The organism is Streptomyces sp. NPDC018693 (genome assembly GCF_044391385.1).
Classification (GTDB): domain Bacteria; phylum Actinomycetota; class Actinomycetes; order Streptomycetales; family Streptomycetaceae; genus Streptomyces.
This window is the reverse complement of the sequence record NZ_JBIRZZ010000006.1, coordinates 321,334-338,547: the sequence shown is the minus strand read 5'-3', so window position 1 is coordinate 338,547 and position 17,214 is coordinate 321,334. Positions and strand designations below refer to the sequence as shown.

Sequence of the window (17,214 nt, the reverse complement as noted above, 5' to 3'; positions counted from 1 at the left end):
CGGGACGGACCTTAAAGGACGTCGGGATTGCGCCATCCACGGTATCAGGCCCGTACGACACCTCGGGATCCCGCCCCGACACCCCGGGCGATCACCCGTTCGGGTCCGCGCGATCACACCCCTGGCGCAATGGGCCATCGATACCACGGAAGAGTCGGTGTGGACCATTCGGCTTGACGCAGAAGAATCACGCTGCGTAACCTCACAATGAGTTACCAGCCGCGCGGCATGGACCAACGCCAGCCGCGTCGACACAGTGCCGGGGAGCTATATGTCCAGCGAATACGCCAAACAGCTCGGGGCGAAGCTCCGGGCGATCCGCACCCAGCAGGGCCTTTCCCTCCACGGTGTCGAGGAGAAGTCCCAGGGACGCTGGAAGGCGGTCGTGGTCGGTTCGTACGAGCGCGGCGACCGCGCCGTGACCGTGCAGCGCCTCGCCGAACTGGCGGATTTCTACGGCGTTCCGGTGCAGGAGCTGCTGCCGGGCACGACCCCGGGCGGTGCCGCCGAGCCCCCGCCGAAGCTGGTCCTGGACCTGGAGCGGCTGGCCCATGTGCCGGTCGAGAAGGCGGGTCCGCTGCAGCGCTACGCGGCGACGATCCAGTCCCAGCGCGGTGACTACAACGGCAAGGTGCTCTCCATCCGCCAGGACGACCTGCGCACCCTCGCCGTCATCTACGACCAGTCGCCGTCGGTCCTCACCGAGCAGCTGATCAGCTGGGGCGTGCTGGACGCGGACGCGCGCCGCGCGGTCGCCCACGAGGAGAGCTGACCGCCGAGCAGTTCAGCAGAAACGTACCGCCGGGGGGGGGGGGGCCCCGAGGGGGGGGGCCCCCCCCCGGGGGCCGGCCGCCCCCCCCCCCCCCTGGGTCCCCCCCCCCCCCCCCCCCCGGCCCCCCGGGGGGGGGGGGGGGGGGGGGGGGGGGGGGGGGGGGGCGCCGCCCGCGCGCGCGGCGGCCCCCCCCGCGTCGCGCGGCCCCCCGACATCCACACCACACCCCGCCGGGGGGGGGGGCGCCCCCGGGGGGGGCCCCCCCACCCCGAGGTGTTTCCACGACCAGCCCGAGGTGTTTCCACCCCAGACGCCGGAGGGCCCACAGCGCTGCGCTGTGGGCCCTCCGGCGTCTTGATGGAGCCGCTCAGGCGCCTTCACGGCGCAGCGACGGCTTGAGCTCCTTGAGCCGGCCGAGCAGGCCGTTGACGAACGAGGGGGACTCGTCCGTCGAGAACTCCTTCGCCAGCTGGACCATCTCGTCGAGGACCACGGCGTCCGGGGTCTCGTCGACCCAGATCAGCTCGTAGGCCCCGAGGCGCAGGAGGTTGCGGTCCACGACCGGCATCCGGTCCAGCGTCCAGCCGACCGAGTACTGCGCGATCAGCTCGTCGATGCGCCGCGCGTGCTCCGCGTAGCCCTCGACCAGTTGCATCGTGTACTCGCTCACCGGCGGCTGCCGGGTGTCGCTCCGGGACAGCCGGACCCAGTCCGCGAGGACCGTCAGGACGTCGGCGCCGCGCTGGTCGCCCTCGAAGAGGATCTGGAAGGCGCGCTTGCGGGCCGTGTTGCGGGCAGCCACGGTTAGCTGTTCACCCGGCCGAGGTAGTCGCTGGAGCGCGTGTCGACCTTGATCTTCTCACCGGTGGTGATGAAGAGCGGGACCTGGATCTGGTGGCCGGTCTCCAGGGTGGCGGGCTTGGTGCCACCGGTGGAGCGGTCACCCTGGACGCCGGGCTCGGTCTCGGCGACGGTCAGCTCGACGGCGGCCGGCAGCTCGACGAAGAGCACCTCGCCCTCGTGCTGGGCGACGGTGGCGGTGAAGCCCTCGATCAGGAAGTTGGCGGCGTCACCGACGGCCTTGCGGTCGACCATGAGCTGGTCGTAGGTCTCCATGTCCATGAAGACGAAGTAGTCGCCGTCCATGTACGAGAACTGCATGTCGCGCTTGTCGACAGTGGCCGTCTCGACCTTGACACCGGCGTTGAAGGTCTTGTCGACCACCTTGCCGGAGAGCACGTTCTTGAGCTTGGTGCGCACGAAGGCCGGGCCCTTGCCGGGCTTGACGTGCTGGAACTCGACGACGGACCAGAGCTGGCCGCCTTCGAGCTTGAGCACCATGCCGTTCTTGAGGTCGTTCGTGGAAGCCACGGTTGCGGAATCTCCTGGACTGACGTGGACGACCCCGGGGCACGCACCGAGCGGCGCCGGGGAAGGTCGGGTGCGTTCCCGCGTCGTTCGGTGCGTGCTCTCGGTGTGCCGGGTGAAGGTCCTCGTAGCGGAGCTACTAGGGCCTTCGGCGGCGAGAGTGCGTGCCGGGCGGCGTGGGGACGTGCCTGAACTTACCTGGGGTCGCTAGAGCGCGAGCAGCTCCTTGGTCGTGATGGTGAGTAGCTCGGGTCCGCCGTCCGCCTCGGGGCGGACGACGAGCGTGTCATCGATCCGGACACCGCCCCGGCCCGGGAGGTGGACCCCCGGCTCGACGGTGACCGGCACGCAAGCGTCCAGTTTACCCATGGCCGCGGGAGCCAACTGCGGGTCCTCGTCGATTTCCAGTCCGACACCGTGCCCGGTCAGCACCGGCAGGGCGGTGGCGTACCCGGCGGAGTCCAGCACCTGTCGGGCGGCACGGTCCACATCGCGGCAGGCCGTGCCGGGTGCCAGGCTCTCGCGTCCGGCGCGCTGGGCGGCGAAGACGAGGTCGTACAGCTCGATCTGCCAGCCGGCGGGGGCGGTGCCGATGACGAACGTACGGCCGATCTCGCAGCGGTATCCGCGGTACGTCGCGCCCAGGCAGACAGAGAGGAAGTCGCCCTCCTCGACCCGGCGGTCGGTGGGCCGGTGCCCCCGGCGGCCGGAGTTCGGACCGGTGCCGACGGAGGTCACGAAGGCCGGGCCGTCGGCACCGTGGTCGACGAGGCGGCGCTCCAGCTCCAGGGCCAGGTGGCGTTCGGTGCGGCCGACGAGGATCGACTCCAGCAGCTCGCCGAGCGCCTGGTCGGCGATCTCGGCGCCGATGCGCAGGCAGGAGATCTCCTCCTCGTCCTTGACGATCCTGAGCTGTTCCACGGCTTGACCGAGGTCGGCCAGGCGCAGGCGCGGGGCGACCGAGCGCAGGGCGCGGTGGCGGGTGACGGTGAGGTGGTGTTCCTCCACGGCGAGGGAGTCGGCGCCCTCCGCCGTGAGGAGGTCGGCCGCCGCGACCGCCGGATCGCCTCCGGCGCCGGGCAGGGTGTGCATACGGAGGGTGTCGTCCGGGCGGCCCTCCAGTGGGCGGTCGTCCGGGGGGCCGGCGCAGACGAGGACGTCCTCCTGGGTGCCGAGGAGGAGGACGGCGCCGTGGGGGGCCGCTCCGGCGAGGTATCTCACATTGGCGGGCCGGGAGACGAGCGCTGCCGCGCTGCCGGCCGCGGTGCAGCGTTCTTTCAGCCTGGCTCGGCGGGATGCGTACATCTCTGGCATGTGTCGAGCGTAGGAGCCGTGGGTGAATTGTGCCGGTTGGGAACGGCCGAGTGGGGTTGTTGTTCGGCTCCCCACCGGTGGGGGCTGGTCACGCCCATGCGGCGAAGCCGCATATCGAAACAGCCCCGCGCCCCTGGGTGAAAGCTCCCCTTGGTCACCACTTCGGCGGGCTGGCGATCGCCCTTGCCAGGATCTCGTCCAGGATTCGGGCCGTCGTCGGGACGTCCAGCTGGGAGTTGTCGATGATGGGGAGGCCCGAGCCGTACCAGCCGGCCATGCGGCCGTGGATGCGGGCGACCTCCTCGTCGGTGAGGCGGCGGTTGCCGGAACGTTCCGCGTTGCGTTCCAGGACGACTTCCAGGCCGGGCAGGAGGACGACCGGGAGCAGGCCGGGGCCCACATGGCGCTTCCAGCCGCCGAGGCCGACGGCGGGGCGGTCGGGGAAGATCGCGTCGTCGAGGATGCAGGAGATGCCGTTGGCGAGGAAGTTGCGCGCGGCGAAGCCGCAGGTGCGGCGGGCCAGGCGGTACTGGGCCTCGGAGTGGTCGTTCCAGCCGCGCTGCGGGTCGGCGAAGCCGGAGCGGACCCACTCGCGGACGTCGTCGAGGCTGATGTGGGCGGTGGGCACCCGGCGGTGGTCGGCCCAGTACTTGGCGACGCTGGTCTTGCCGGCGCCCGCGGGGCCGATGAGCAGGACCGCGAGGGTGGTGGTCGCCGGATCGGGGGTGGCCGCGGCGGGCGGCGCGCTCGGCATACCGACGGGGCCGCCGGGGGGCAACGGGACATGGCCGGTGGTGTCCGCGGGCGGGGGTGTCTGAGGAGCGGGAGCCGGGGCGTGGTGCGGGGCCTGGGGGTGCGGCGCCGGCGGGCCCGGCGGATGGGGAGCCGGCGAGGCAGGCGGGTGGGGAGCGGGCGGTACCGGCGGATGCGGGGCCGGTGGGACCGGGCCCGAGGGTGCGCCGGTGAAGCCGGGGGGCGGCGGGGGTACGGGGGCGGGTCGCTGATGGGTGCCTGGCTGAGGGGTGCCCGGCTGGTGCGGACCCGGGTGGTGTGCGGCCGACGACCAGTCGGCGGCCGGCCCGTGCCCCGGCTGATGGGGCGGCGGCAGCGGAGAACCCACTGCGTGCTGCATCCGGTGCCACTCCGTCTCGTCGTACTCGGCTCGCCACAGGCGCCGGCCGCGCGGGGCTCTCCCGCGCTACCGAACCGTACCGCCCCCGGCCGTCGATTGATGAACGGCAGGGGGCGGTACGAAGTGCCCGGGCCCGCAAGGCGAATCGGGCGGAAGGAACAGCGGGGGACCTACTGGCCCACTTCTCCGTACGCGGCGAGGAGCACGGCCGGGTCGGGCCCCTCCAGCACGGTCGGCTTGGCCAGGCCGTCCAGGACGATGAAGCGCAGCAGGTCGCCGCGGGACTTCTTGTCGACCTTCATCGTCTCCACCAGCTTGGGCCACTGGTCGTAGCGGTAGTGCAGCGGCAGGCCGACCGCTTCCAGGATCGTACGGTGGCGGTCGGCCGTGGCGTCGTCCAACCGGCCCGCCAGACGGCCGAGTTCGGCGGCGAAGTGCATGCCGACGGAGACCGCGGCGCCGTGCCGCCACTGGTAGCGCTCGTTCTTCTCGATGGCGTGGGCGAGCGTGTGGCCGTAATTGAGGATCTCCCGCAGGCCCGACTCCTTCAGGTCCGCCGACACGACGTCCGCCTTGACCTGGATGGAGCGCTCGATCAGCTCGGCCGTGTGCGGGCCCGCCGGGGTCCGGGCGGCCTGGGGGTCGGCCTCGATGAGGTCCAGGATCACCGGGTCGGCGATGAAGCCGGCCTTGATGATCTCCGCGAGCCCGGAGACGTAGTCGTTGACCGGGAGGGTGTCCAGCGCGGCCAGGTCGCACAGCACGCCGGCCGGCGGGTGGAAGGCGCCGACGAGGTTCTTGCCCTCGGCGGTGTTGATGCCGGTCTTGCCGCCGACCGCCGCGTCCACCATCGCCAGCACGGTGGTGGGGACGGCGATCCAGCGCACCCCGCGCAGCCAGGTGGCGGCGACGAAGCCCGCCAGGTCGGTGGTCGCGCCGCCGCCGACGCCGACGACGACGTCGGAGCGGGTGAATCCGGACTGGCCCAGCGCCTTCCAGCAGTAGGCGGCGACCTCGGCGGTCTTGGCCTCCTCCGCGTTGGGCACCTGGATCGCCACGGCCTCGTAGCCCTGTGCGGCGAGGTCGGCGCGGAGCGCGTCGCCGGTCTCGGCGAGCGCCTCGGGGTGGATGACCGCGACCCGCTTGGCCTTGTCACCGATCAGCCCGGCCAGCTCGCCCAGCAGCTGACGCCCCACCAGGACGTCGTACGGGTCGCTGCCCGCGCTGCCGCCGACGTGGATCCGGCTCACCGACTCGCTCATGCTTCCTTCAACTCCAGTGCGTCCAGAACGGCTTGGGCGACGTCTTCGGGCGTACGACCATCTGTCGGTACGACGGCGGTGGCGACCTCCTCGTACAGATGGCGGCGGGCCTCCATCAGCTCACGCCACTGCTTGCGCGGGTTGACCGCGAGCAGCGGCCGGGCCGTGTTCAGGCCGGTGCGCCTGACCGCTTCCTCGACGTCCATCGACAGGTAGACCACCCGCTGCGCGGCGAGCAGCGCGCGGGTGTCCGCGTCCAGGACCGCGCCGCCGCCGAGGGCCAGGACGCCCTCGTGCCCGGCCAGGGCCTGGCGCACGGACTCCTTCTCCAGCGCCCGGAAGGCCGGCTCGCCCTCGTCCACGAAGATGTCCGCGATGGAGCGGCCCTGCGCGGCGACGATGTCGTCGTCCGTGTCGCGGTAGCCGACGCCGAGCCGCTCGGCGAGCAGCCGTCCGATGGTGGACTTGCCCACGCCCATCGGGCCGACGAGGACGATCAGCGGCGCGCTCATCGGATGTGGAGGTTGTCGAGGTAGGACTCGACGTTGCGGCGGGTCTCGGCCACCGAGTCGCCGCCGAACTTCTCCGCGACGGCGTCCGCGAGGACGAGGGCGACCATGGCCTCGGCGACGATGCCGGCGGCCGGGACCGCGCACACGTCGGAGCGCTGGTGGTGAGCCTTGGCGGCCTCGCCGGTGACGACGTCGACGGTGGCCAGCGCCTTCGGCACGGTGGCGATCGGCTTCATCGCCGCGCGCACGCGCAGCAGCTCGCCGGTGGTCAGCCCGCCCTCGGTGCCGCCGGAGCGGCCGGTGGAGCGCTTGATGCCCTCGGGGGTCGTCACGATCTCGTCGTGCGCCTTCGAGCCGGGCACGCGGGCCAGCTCGAAGCCGTCGCCGACCTCGACGCCCTTGATCGCCTGGATGCCCATCAGCGCGGCGGCGAGGCGCGCGTCCAGGCGCCGGTCCCAGTGGACGTGTGAGCCCAGGCCGACCGGGACGCCGTACGCCAGAACCTCGACCACGCCGCCGAGAGTGTCGCCGTCCTTGTGGGCCTGGTCGATCTCCGCGACCATCGCCTTCGACGCGTCCGCGTCCAGACAGCGCACCGGGTCCGCGTCCAGCTTCTCCACATCGGCCGGGACCGGGTACACCCCGTACGGCGCCTTGGCGGCGGCCAGCTCCACGACGTGCGAGACGATCTCGATGCCGGCCGTCTCCTTCAGGTACGACCGGGCCACCGCGCCGAGCGCCACCCGGGCCGCGGTCTCCCGGGCGGAGGCGCGCTCCAGGATCGGGCGGGCCTCGTCGAAGCCGTACTTCTGCATGCCCGCCAGGTCCGCGTGACCGGGCCGCGGCCGGGTCAGCGGCGCGTTGCGGGCCAGGTCCTTCAGCACGTCCGCGTCGACCGGGTCGGCCGCCATGACCTGCTCCCACTTCGGCCACTCGGTGTTCCCGACCATGATCGCGACCGGGGAGCCCAGGGTGAGCCCGTGCCGGACGCCACCGAGGAAGGTGACCTCGTCCTGCTCGAACTTCATCCGCGCACCGCGCCCATAGCCCAGCCGCCGCCGCGCGAGATGGTCCGCCACCATGGCCGTGGTGATCGGCACGCCGGCGGGAAGCCCCTCCAGCGTCGCCACAAGTGCGGGTCCGTGAGACTCTCCCGCGGTCAGCCAGCGCAACCTGCTCAACGGTGCTCCTCCGTGCTCGCCCGTGGTACTTGCACTGCGTACGCGTGTCCTCGCGTACGGCAACGGCGTGACCAGGTGTTCGACCCGGGTCCGCCTCCTACGATCCTCCCATGTCCGGCGCCTGGCCCCGGCCGCCGGTCCACAAAGCGGACGGGACATGTCACCTCGGGGCGTCCCGCTGTGTCTGCGGCGGCGCGTAGGAGCCGAGGAAGTCGGCGCCGCGGGGCTCCTGGCCCTGGCGCCGCGCACGCCGCCGAGCGATCCTGCGCTTCACCCTGCGGACGGCGAGGACGACGAAGGAGAGCACGCACAGGGCGATCACGGGCCCCTGCAGCCAGTCGGGCAGCAGCCCCAGGAGGTCGGGCAGCAGTCTCACGACGAACTCGAAGATGTCGGCCTTGCCGGACGCCAGCTGCAGCCCAGCGGTCCCCGTGGTCACGGTCTTCCCCCCTGCTCGCCCCGCCCCCCGGCGGACCGCGATGATCCGATCGACCCGGGGATCCTATCGAGCGGCGAGCGCCTGTTCGCCTGCTGCGCGCATGGCGTCGACCGGGGCCGGGACACGGCCCGTCATCTGCTCCACCTGGAGGACCGCCTGGTGCACCAGGAGGTCGAGACCGCTGACGACGGCACCGCCGTACATGGACCAGCGGGCGGCGAGCTCGGTCGGCCAGGGTTCGTACAGCACGTCGAAGAGGGTGGCGGGGCGCTCCGGCACGGCCTGGGCGAGGGCGTCGGTGGCGCCGGCCGGGGTGGTCGCGATCACCAGCGGGGCGCGCAGCGCCTCGGCGGCGTCCGCCCAGTCCGCCGTACGCACCTCCACGTCGAGCCGCTCCCCCCACTGCCGCATCTCAGCAGCGCGGGCCTCGCTGCGGACGTAGGCGACGACCTCGCCGGTGCAGACGCGGGCGAGCGCGGCGAGCGCGGACGAGGCGGTGGCGCCCGCGCCGAGGATCGCCGCGGAGTCGACCTGTTCGACGCCGCGTTCACGCAGGGCGGCGACCATGCCGGGGATGTCGGTGTTGTCGCCGACCCGGCGGCCGTCCTCGGCGAAGACCAGCGTGTTGACCGCCTCGACCGAGGCCGCGGTGTCGCTGATCTCGTCGAGCAGCGGGATGACCGCCCGCTTCAGCGGCATGGTCAGCGACAGGCCCGCCCACTCGGCGCCTAGGCCGTCGACGAAGCCGGGCAGGGCCGCCTCGTCGATCTCGAAGCGGTCGTACGTCCAGCCGGTGAGCCCCAGTGCCTCGTACGCGGCGCGGTGCAGCACCGGGGAGAGGGAGTGGGCGATGGGCTTGCCGAGTACGGCGGCCCGGCGGGTGTCAGTTGCCCCTGCTCGCATTGAACTTGTCCTTGAGCTTCAGGAAATCGGCGTGCGTCTTGGCGAACTCGGTCCTGCTCACGCCGTCGACCGCCACGAAGTAGTACCAGCCGTCGTCGGTCGGGTTCAGCGCCGACGTGAGCGCGTCGTCGCCCGGGTTGCCGATCGGCCCCGGCGGCAGGCCCTTGTTGGTGTACGTGTTGTACGGGTCCTTGTCGCCCTTGACCTCTTCCTCGGTGACGTCGATGTTGCTCTGGTTCTTCACGTAGTTGTAGGTCGAGTCGAACTGCAGGGCCCCGTAGGTCTCGCGGTTCGCGGGGTCGAGGCGGTTGTAGACCACCTCTGCCATCCTGCGGAAGTCGTCGGTGGTCTTGCCCTCGGCCTGGATGAGGCTGGCGACCGTGACGAGTTGCAGCGCGTTGTCCAGGTTGAGCGCCTTGGCCTTGGTCTCGAGGTCGTACTTCGTGTACTTCGCGGTGGCGCGGCCGACCATCTCCTTCAGCACCGCCTCGGGCTTCATGCCCTTGGCCGCGGGATAGGTGCCCGGGAAGAGGAAGCCCTCCAGCGGGTCCTTGATCTCGCTGTTGCTGTTCGCCCAGCTCGGCAGCCCGAGATTCTTGTACTGCTCCTTGGCGACCTTGCCGGTGGTGCCGTCGGAGAGTCCGAGTTTCTGGTCGATCGCCTTGTAGACCTGGGTATTGCGCTGCCCCGGAGTGACCATCACATTGGCCTGGCTCTTCGGGTCGAGCATCATCGAGATGGCGCTTTTCGCGGACATCTGTTTCCGCAGGATGTAGGCGCCCGCCTGGATCTGCTTCTCGGGGTCCTTCGCCAGCTCGGCGACAAAGGCGTCGACGCTCTTGACGACGCCCGCCGCCTTGAGCACGCGTCCGATCTGGGCACCGCCCGCACCCTTGGGGACCTCGATGGTCACGGACTCGTCGGTGCCGTCGCCCGCGTAGTCCGGGGCCTCGGCGTAACGATTTTGGTAGAACTTGTAGCCGACGTACGTCACACCGCCGAGGCCGCCGCCGAACACCAGCAGGACCACCAGGCAGGCACAGCCGTTGCGGTTCTTCTTGGTTCCCTTGCCGCCTTTGGCACCCTTACCGCCCTTGGCGCCGCGCCGCTCACCGCGGCCACGGCGGTTGCCGGGGGTGTCGTCGTCCTCGCCCTCGTCGTCCTCGCCGTCGGCGAAGAACGCGTGCTCGCCCTGGTCCGGGCCCGGGTCCCAGTCGGTCTCCGGCTCCGGTTCGGCGCGCCTGCGGGTGGGCGGCTCCGGCGGCGGGTACGCCTCCGGGGTCTGGTAGAAGTCCGGCTGCTCACCGCCGTAGGAGGCGGGCTGCTGGCCGTAGGGGTCGCCGGTGTCGGCCGCGTACGGCACATGGGCGTGGGCGCCGGTGCCGTCCCAGCCGCCCTGGGAGTACCCCGGCTGCTGTCCCGGCTGCTGTCCCTGCTGCCCGTACTGCTGACCGTACTGATGACCGTACTGTTCGAACGGCTGGCCCTGTCCCGCGTACTGCTGCGGGTACTGCTGGGGGTCGTACTGCTGCTGGCCGTGCCCGTACTGCTGCCCCTGGTCGTAGGCGGACTGCTGCGCTCCGTGGCCCCAGTCGCCGTATCCGGGCTGCTGCGGCTGCTGCGGGTAGTGCTGCGGCTGGCCGCCGTAGGCAGGCTGATGACCCGTGTGGGCCTGCTGCCCTTCCCATCCGCCGTCCCCGAACAACGGGTCCTCGGGATGCCACGGTTCGGAGCCTGGGCCCCGGCCATACTCAGTCATCGATCCCCTAGAGCCGCGAGGCGGCGTTCTCGCGGCCCGTGAGGGTCCGGCGTCCGTTCCGCCTCTTTCTGTGCACCGGCTGTTCGAAAACCGGCGCATCGCGCGGAACGTTACCGTATCGCGATCAGATGACCAGTTCGACGCCCTCGCCGGGTGGCCTTCCTGACACCCGTTCGGATTCGAGCGCCTGCTGAAGGATGATCACAGCGGCAGCCTGGTCGATGACCGAGCGTCCCTTCTTCGACTTCACGCCCGAGGCGCGCAGTCCCTGGCCGGCCGTCACGGTCGTCATCCGCTCGTCGACGAGGCGAACCGGAACAGGGGCGACCGCCCTGGCCAGCTCCTGGGCGAAGCCCCGCACCTTGACCGCGGCCGGGCCCTCGCCCCCCTTCAGGGAGCGAGGGAGACCGACGACGACCTCGATCGGCTCGTACTCCTCGACAAGCTGCCTGAGCCGGCGGTGAGCGGCGGGCACGTCCCGGCCGGGGACCGTCTCCACCGGAGTGGCGAGGATCCCGTCGGGGTCGCACGAGGCGACCCCGATCCGGGCGTCCCCGACATCGATCGCGAGTCGACGGCCCTTGCGCATCGTCACTTGGCGGTGTCCGCGACGAGCCGCTCGACGGCGTCGACGGCCTCGCCGACGGCGGCCGGGTTCTGGCCGCCGCCCTGGGCGACGTCCGGCTTGCCGCCACCGCCGCCGCCGAGCGTCTTGGCGGCCGTACGGACCAGGTCACCGGCCTTGAGACCGCGCTCGCGGGCGGCCTCGTTGGTGGCGATGACCGTCAGCGGCTTGCCGTTGTTGACCGCGAACAGGGCGACCACGGCGGCCCGGCCGCCCTGAATGCGGCCGCGCACGTCGAGGACCAGCCTGCGCAGGTCGTCCGGGGTGGTGCCGTCCGGGACCTGACCGGTCACCAGGGCCACACCGCGTACGTCCTTGGCGGACTCGGCGAGACCGGCGGCGGCCTGCAGGACCTTCTCGGCGCGGAACTTCTCGATCTCCTTCTCGGCGTCCTTCAGCTTGCCGAGCATCGCGGAGACCTTCTCCGGCAGCTCTTCCGGACGGCCCTTGATCAGCTCCTGGAGCTGGGCGACGACCGTGTGCTCCCGGGCCAGGAAGTTGTAGGCGTCCACCCCGACGAGGGCCTCGATACGGCGCACACCGGAGCCGATCGACGACTCGCCCAGCAGCTTCACCAGGCCCAGCTGGGCGGTGTTGTGGACGTGCGTGCCGCCGCACAGCTCCTTGGAGAAGTCGCCGATGGTCACGACGCGCACCCGCTCGCCGTACTTCTCGCCGAACTCGGCGATGGCGCCCTGCTTCTTGGCCTCGTCGATGCCCATGACCTCGGCGTGCACGTCGAGGTCGCGGGCGAGCACCTCGTTGATCTTCTGCTCGACGTCGGTCATCACGGCCGTCGGTACGGCGGACGGCGAGCCGAAGTCGAAGCGGAAGCGGCCGGGCTGGTTCTCGGAACCGGCCTGGGCGGCCGTCGGGCCGAGGGCGTCGCGCAGGGCCTGGTGGGTGAGGTGGGTGGCCGAGTGGGCGCGGGCGATGGCCCTGCGGCGCAGGTTGTCGATCGAGGCATGGGCCTTGGCGCCGACGGTGACCTCGCCGACCTGGACGACGCCCTTGTGGACATACACGCCCGGGACCGGCTTCTGGCAGTCGCGGATCTCGATGACGGCACCGGAGTCGGCCTTGATGCGGCCCGTGTCACCGATCTGGCCGCCGCCCTCGGCGTAGAACGGGGTGCGGTCGAGGACGATCTCGACCTCGTCGCCCTCGGTGGCGGCCGGGGAGGAGACCCCGTCGACGAGGATGCCGACGATCGTGGACTCGCCCTCGGTGTCCGAGTAGCCGATGAACTCGGTCTCGCCGGCGGAGTCGGCGATCTCACGGTAGGCGCCCATGTCGGCGTGACCGGTCTTCTTGGCCTGGGCGTCGGCCTTGGCGCGCTCCCGCTGCTCCTTCATCAGGCGCCGGAAGCCGTCCTCGTCCACGGACAGCCCCTGCTCGGCGGCCATCTCCAGGGTGAGGTCGATCGGGAAGCCCCAGGTGTCGTGGAGCAGGAACGCCTTGTCGCCGGCGAGGACCGTGCCGCCGGCGGCCTTGGTCTCGGTCACGGCGGTGTCGAGGATGTTGGTGCCGGCCTTCAGCGTCTTCAGGAAGGCGTTCTCCTCGGCCAGGGCTACCTTCTCGATGCGCTCCCGGTCGGTGACCAGCTCCGGGTACTGCTGGCCCATCATGCCGATGACGACGTCGATCAGGTCCTTGACGACCGGACCGGTGGCGCCCAGCAGACGCATGTTGCGGATGGCGCGGCGCATGATGCGGCGCAGCACATAGCCACGGCCCTCGTTGCCCGGTGTCACACCGTCGCCGATGAGCATGGTGGCCGTGCGCATGTGGTCGGTGACCACACGCAGGGAGACGTCCGAGGCGTGGGCGTCGCCGTAGGCCACGCCGGTCAGCTCGGTGGCCTTCTTGATGACGGCCATGGAGGTGTCGATCTCGTACATGTTCTGCACGCCCTGCAGAATCATGGCGAGCCGCTCCAGGCCGAGGCCCGTGTCGATGTTCTTGCTCGGCAGGTCGCCGAGGATCTCGAAGCTCTCCTTGCCGGTGCCCTCGCCGCGCTCGTACTGCATGAAGACGAGGTTCCAGATCTCCACGTACCGCTCGTCGTTGACGGCGGGGCCGCCCTCGACACCGAACTCGGGGCCGCGGTCGTAGTTGATCTCGGAGCAGGGGCCGCAGGGGCCGGGGACGCCCATGGACCAGAAGTTGTCCTTCATGCCCAGGCGCTGGATGCGCTCCTTGGGCACGCCGACGACCTCGTGCCAGATCTGCTCGGCCTCGTCGTCGTCCTGGTAGACGGTGATCCACAGGCGCTCGGGGTCGAGGCCGTAACCGCCCTTGTCCTGGGGGCTGGTGAGCAGCTCCCAGGCCAGCTTGATGGCGCCTTCCTTGAAGTAGTCGCCGAAGGAGAAGTTGCCGCACATCTGGAAGAACGTGCCGTGCCGCGTGGTCTTGCCGACCTCTTCGATGTCGGGCGTGCGCACGCACTTCTGCACGCTGGTGGCGCGCGCGAAGGGCGGCTTGACCTCACCCAGGAAGTAGGGCTTGAAGGGCACCATGCCGGCCGGGACGAGGAGCAGAGTCGGGTCGTCCGCGATGAGCGACGCCGAAGGGACGACGGTGTGCCCGCGCTCCTCGAAGAAGCTCAGCCAGCGGCGGCGAATCTCGGCCGACTCCATCAGTGGTCCTCATTCCGGTTGTACGAGTACTTCGCTTGCGAAGAAAACGACGTTTCGGTGTACTTCGGGTTGCTGCGGTTGGTCTCGATGGCGGTGTACCGCCGGGGTGCGGGGAGTTCGGGGTCCTCGGCGATGCCCAGGGCGTCGTGGAGTTCGGCCTCCCGCTGGGCCATGTTGTCGCGGACGTCGAGGGCGAAGCCCACCGCGCGGTCCTTGAGGCGCGCTCCCGTCTCGAGCGCCTTGTTGGCCGCGGTCGCGGCGAGACTCTCGGGGGTCAGCTGCCTCAGCTTGCGATTGACCTTGGTGGTGGCCCACACACCGGCGGCGACACCTGTGGTGAACCAGAACGTACGGCGGAACATCGCTCGGTCTCAGTCCTTCTTTCCGCGGGCGTTGCGCTTGGCCCGCCGCGCGGCCGGGACGGTACGGCCCACGATCACCGTACGCCGGGGCCCCTTGTCGGGCACGTCGTCCTTGCGGCCGCCGAGGGCCCGGCGCACGCCGTAGCCGAAGGCGGCGACCTTGACGAGCGGGCCACCGAAGGTGGAGGCGACGGTGGTCGAGAGCGCGGAGGCGTTCGACGTGACCTCCTGGACGTCCGAGGCGATCGCGTCGACCCGGTCGATCTGGGTCTGCGCGGAGCGTACCGCCGAGGAGGCGTCGGCGAGCAGCGGGACGGCCTGATCCGTCACGTCCGCGACCAGCTTGGTCGTCGCCCTGAGCGTCTGGGCCAGCCTCACGAGTGCCACCGCGAGGAAGGAGACCAGGATCGCCCAGAAGACGGCCACCAGGATTCCGGCCACCTCTCCACCGGACACTGCGCACCCGCTTCCCGCTACCGCTGCGTCATCACTCCAACTCTCTGAGCCTATCGCGCCGTGGCCGGCGCTCCGTACCGGATTGCGGGCGGTGCGCGGCGGCACGCGAAAGCCCGCCGCTGCGCCCGCCCGGAAGGGCGGGACGAGACGACGGGCTCCGGCGCGGAGAGTCCTACGACCGCTGAAGGATCAACGGGCGTAGTACTCGACGACGAGCTGCTCGTCGCAGATCACCGGGATCTCCTTGCGGTTCGGCTCGCGGTCCAGGCGGAACGCCAGGGCCTTGAGGTTCACCTGGAGGTAGCGGGGGGTCTCACCGTCGGGGGCGAAGCCACCCTCGCGGGCGATCGAGAAGAGGGTCTTCTCGCGGCTGCGCTCGCGGACCATGACGACGTCGTCCGGCTTGACGCGGAACGACGGCTTGTCGACCTTCTGGCCGTTGACCTCGATGTGGCCGTGCACGACCATCTGACGGGCCTGGTAGATGGTGCGGGCGATGCCCGAACGCAGGACCAGGGCGTCGAGACGGCGCTCGAGCTCCACGATCAGGGCCTCACCGGTCTTGCCCTGAACCTTGGACGCGCGCTCGTAGGCGCGGACCAGCTGGCGCTCGGAGATGTCGTACTGCGCGCGCAGACGCTGCTTCTCCAGCAGACGGACCTTGTAGTCCGAGTTCTGCTTGCGGCCACGGCCGTGCTCACCCGGCGGGTAGGGGCGGGCCTCGAAGTACTTGACGGCCTTCGGGGTCAGCGCGATGCCGAGGGCACGCGACTTCTTGACCTTGGGGCGGGACTGGTTCGCCACTGTTTCTCTTTTCCTAGTTCGGCTTGTCAGAAGTGGTGGGAGGTCGCATCCGCAGCCGGGGAATCCCGCCGGGTCCGTGGCCGGACCTGCCGGGCAGCCGCTCCCCTGGTCTGGGCACATATGTGCAGCACGCGAGTGGCCCACCGACCTCTCCCGGGGCTCCGGGTGGTGGTGGGCTGCCCGCGACACCATCGACGGTGCGCGACGCTCCTGGAACCCCCTGGGGGTTCCGGCTGACTGTCCCGCTCTGACTGCGCGGAACTCAGCACTTCGGAGCAGTCTACAGGCTGCTCAGGACCGTCTGCGACCGAGGTGCTTCCTGGTCCACTCCACGGCGTCCGCGTACCGCGCCTCGGCTCCGTGCCGGGTCGGGGTGTAGTACTCGCGGTCCTTCAGGGCGTCCGGGGCGTACTGCTGCTCGGCGATGCCCTCGGCCAGGTCGTGCGGATACACGTAACCCTGCGCGTGGCCCAGCTTGGCCGCGCCCTTGTAGTGCCCGTCGCGCAGATGCGGCGGGACTGCTCCGGCCAGTCCCTTGCGTACGTCGTCCAGGGCGGCGCCGATGGCGGTGGTGGCGGAGTTGGACTTGGGGGCCAGGGCCAGGGCGATGGTGGCGTGGCTGAGGGTGAGCGCGGCCTCGGGGAAGCCGATCATGGCGACGGCCTGGGCGGCGGCGACCGCGATCGGCAGGGCGTTCGGGTCGGCCAGCCCGATGTCCTCGCTGGCGGAGATCATCAGCCGGCGGGCGATGAAGCGGGGGTCCTCGCCGGCCTCGATCATGCGGGCCAGATAGTGCAGCGCGGCGTCGACGTCCGATCCCCGGATGGACTTGATCAGGGCGCTGGCGACGTCGTAGTGCTGGTCGCCGTCGCGGTCGTACTTCACGGCCGCGCGGTCGACGGTCTGCTCCAGGGTCTCGAGGGCGATCTCGGTCTCGCCCTTGTCGAGAGCTGCCCCGGCGGCTGCCTCCAGGGCGGTGAGCGCGCGGCGGGCGTCGCCGCCGGCGATGCGCAGCAGATGGCTCTCGGTGTCCTCGGGGAGGGCGACGGCGTCCTTGAGGCCGCGCTCGTCGGCCAGGGCTCGGCGGAGCAGGCCGCGGACGTCGTCGTCGGTGAGGGGTTCGAGGGTGAGCAGCAGGGAGCGGGACAGCAGGGGGGAGATCACCGAGAAGTAAGGGTTCTCGGTGGTGGCCGCGATCAGGGTCACCCAGCGGTTCTCGACGGCCGGGAGGAGGGAGTCCTGCTGGGCCTTGCTGAAGCGGTGGATCTCGTCGAGGAAGAGGACGGTCTCCTTGCCGAAGCCTCCGCTGGCGCGGCGGGCGCCGTCGATGACCGCGCGGACCTCCTTGACGCCGGCGGTGATCGCGGACAGTTCGACGAAGCGTTTGTTGGTGGCCTTGGAGACGACGTACGCCAGGGTCGTCTTGCCGGTGCCGGGCGGGCCCCAGAGGATCACCGAGGACGGTCCGGCCGGGCCCTTGGCGCCCTCGCCGACCAGGCGGCGCAGGGGGGAGCCCGGCTTCAGCAGGTGTTGCTGGCCCACGACCTCGTCGAGCGTGCGCGGGCGCATGCGGACCGCCAGGGGACTGGTCGTCGGGTCCTTCTCCTGGCGTTCTTCGGCTGCGGCGGTGAACAGATCGGGCTCCACGCTGAAACCCTAAATCACCGCACCGACAATCCCTCCGGG

At 71.0% G+C, this 17,214-nt stretch carries 17 protein-coding genes; 1 reads left to right on the top strand and 16 read right to left on the bottom strand.

Annotated elements, in window-relative coordinates:
- The first annotated feature begins 271 nt into the window (after positions 1-271).
- The gene (gene bldD, locus ACH5AC_RS18995; protein WP_110626898.1) at positions 272-772 is read left to right on the top strand and encodes a transcriptional regulator BldD; all 501 of its coding nucleotides are present in this window, start codon (positions 272-274) and stop codon (positions 770-772) included.
- Positions 773-1,139: 367 nt separating this feature from the next.
- On the opposite strand, the gene nusB is transcribed toward bldD, so the two are convergent.
- The 16 genes from nusB to ACH5AC_RS18915 form a co-directional block, all read right to left on the bottom strand.
- On the bottom strand, positions 1,140-1,574 hold the full coding sequence (gene nusB, locus ACH5AC_RS18990) for a transcription antitermination factor NusB (protein ID WP_398863038.1): 435 nt from the start codon (positions 1,572-1,574) through the stop codon (positions 1,140-1,142).
- Between the two features lie 2 nt (positions 1,575-1,576).
- Complete coding sequence (efp, locus tag ACH5AC_RS18985) at positions 1,577-2,143, bottom strand: elongation factor P (protein ID WP_398863037.1); 567 nt, start codon at positions 2,141-2,143, stop codon at positions 1,577-1,579.
- A 204-nt stretch (positions 2,144-2,347) separates the two neighbouring features.
- Complete coding sequence (locus tag ACH5AC_RS18980) at positions 2,348-3,454, bottom strand: aminopeptidase P family protein (RefSeq protein ID WP_398863035.1); 1,107 nt, start codon at positions 3,452-3,454, stop codon at positions 2,348-2,350.
- A 154-nt stretch (positions 3,455-3,608) separates the two neighbouring features.
- Complete coding sequence (locus ACH5AC_RS18975) at positions 3,609-4,586, bottom strand: AAA family ATPase (RefSeq protein WP_398863034.1); 978 nt, start codon at positions 4,584-4,586, stop codon at positions 3,609-3,611.
- 170 nt (positions 4,587-4,756) lie between these two features.
- Positions 4,757-5,848, bottom strand: coding sequence for a 3-dehydroquinate synthase (gene aroB / locus ACH5AC_RS18970; protein ID WP_398863033.1), 1,092 nt, complete (start codon positions 5,846-5,848; stop codon positions 4,757-4,759).
- Positions 5,845-6,360, bottom strand: coding sequence for a shikimate kinase (locus ACH5AC_RS18965; RefSeq protein ID WP_398863032.1), 516 nt, complete (start codon positions 6,358-6,360; stop codon positions 5,845-5,847). Before ACH5AC_RS18965 ends, aroB begins: the two co-directional genes overlap by 4 nt.
- The gene (gene aroC, locus ACH5AC_RS18960) at positions 6,357-7,541 is read right to left on the bottom strand and encodes a chorismate synthase (protein WP_398863030.1); all 1,185 of its coding nucleotides are present in this window, start codon (positions 7,539-7,541) and stop codon (positions 6,357-6,359) included. The genes ACH5AC_RS18965 and aroC overlap by 4 nt, the downstream gene beginning before the upstream one ends.
- A 160-nt stretch (positions 7,542-7,701) precedes the next feature.
- On the bottom strand, positions 7,702-7,980 hold the full coding sequence (locus tag ACH5AC_RS18955) for a hypothetical protein (protein WP_398863029.1): 279 nt from the start codon (positions 7,978-7,980) through the stop codon (positions 7,702-7,704).
- Positions 7,981-8,043: 63 nt separating this feature from the next.
- Positions 8,044-8,883, bottom strand: coding sequence for a shikimate dehydrogenase (locus tag ACH5AC_RS18950; RefSeq protein WP_398863028.1), 840 nt, complete (start codon positions 8,881-8,883; stop codon positions 8,044-8,046).
- A complete protein-coding gene (gene mltG, locus ACH5AC_RS18945) occupies positions 8,864-10,642 on the bottom strand; it encodes an endolytic transglycosylase MltG (protein ID WP_398863027.1) in 1,779 nt (592 codons plus the stop codon). The genes ACH5AC_RS18950 and mltG overlap by 20 nt, the downstream gene beginning before the upstream one ends.
- A 124-nt stretch (positions 10,643-10,766) precedes the next feature.
- Complete coding sequence (ruvX, locus tag ACH5AC_RS18940) at positions 10,767-11,231, bottom strand: Holliday junction resolvase RuvX (RefSeq protein WP_398863141.1); 465 nt, start codon at positions 11,229-11,231, stop codon at positions 10,767-10,769.
- A 2-nt stretch (positions 11,232-11,233) separates the two neighbouring features.
- Entirely contained in the window at positions 11,234-13,906 is a 2,673-nt protein-coding gene (alaS, locus tag ACH5AC_RS18935; protein WP_398863026.1) for an alanine--tRNA ligase, read from the bottom strand.
- Complete coding sequence (locus tag ACH5AC_RS18930) at positions 13,906-14,268, bottom strand: hypothetical protein (RefSeq protein WP_398863025.1); 363 nt, start codon at positions 14,266-14,268, stop codon at positions 13,906-13,908. Before ACH5AC_RS18930 ends, alaS begins: the two co-directional genes overlap by 1 nt.
- A 9-nt stretch (positions 14,269-14,277) precedes the next feature.
- Positions 14,278-14,724 (bottom strand): DUF948 domain-containing protein, encoded by a 447-nt coding sequence (locus ACH5AC_RS18925; protein ID WP_398863024.1) that lies wholly within the window; start codon positions 14,722-14,724, stop codon positions 14,278-14,280.
- 189 nt (positions 14,725-14,913) lie between these two features.
- Positions 14,914-15,528, bottom strand: coding sequence for a 30S ribosomal protein S4 (rpsD, locus tag ACH5AC_RS18920; RefSeq protein ID WP_398863023.1), 615 nt, complete (start codon positions 15,526-15,528; stop codon positions 14,914-14,916).
- Between the two features lie 291 nt (positions 15,529-15,819).
- Entirely contained in the window at positions 15,820-17,175 is a 1,356-nt protein-coding gene (locus tag ACH5AC_RS18915; RefSeq protein WP_398863021.1) for a replication-associated recombination protein A, read from the bottom strand.
- Between the last annotated feature and the right edge of the window lie 39 nt (positions 17,176-17,214).

Bases quoted from the DNA above. Each gene is read 5' to 3' on its own strand.
- bldD (WP_110626898.1), top strand. From the start codon at position 272: ATGTCCAGCGAATACGCCAAACAGCTCGGGGCGAAGCTCCGGGCGATC.
- ACH5AC_RS18975 (WP_398863034.1), bottom strand. From the start codon at position 4,586: ATGCAGCACGCAGTGGGTTCTCCGCTGCCGCCGCCCCATCAGCCGGGG.
- ACH5AC_RS18950 (WP_398863028.1), bottom strand. From the start codon at position 8,883: ATGCGAGCAGGGGCAACTGACACCCGCCGGGCCGCCGTACTCGGCAAG.
- ACH5AC_RS18930 (WP_398863025.1), bottom strand. From the start codon at position 14,268: ATGTTCCGCCGTACGTTCTGGTTCACCACAGGTGTCGCCGCCGGTGTG.
- ACH5AC_RS18965 (WP_398863032.1), bottom strand. From the start codon at position 6,360: ATGAGCGCGCCGCTGATCGTCCTCGTCGGCCCGATGGGCGTGGGCAAG.
- mltG (WP_398863027.1), bottom strand. From the start codon at position 10,642: ATGACTGAGTATGGCCGGGGCCCAGGCTCCGAACCGTGGCATCCCGAG.
- ruvX (WP_398863141.1), bottom strand. From the start codon at position 11,231: ATGCGCAAGGGCCGTCGACTCGCGATCGATGTCGGGGACGCCCGGATC.
- aroB (WP_398863033.1), bottom strand. From the start codon at position 5,848: ATGAGCGAGTCGGTGAGCCGGATCCACGTCGGCGGCAGCGCGGGCAGC.
- alaS (WP_398863026.1), bottom strand. From the start codon at position 13,906: ATGGAGTCGGCCGAGATTCGCCGCCGCTGGCTGAGCTTCTTCGAGGAG.
- ACH5AC_RS18980 (WP_398863035.1), bottom strand. From the start codon at position 3,454: ATGCCAGAGATGTACGCATCCCGCCGAGCCAGGCTGAAAGAACGCTGC.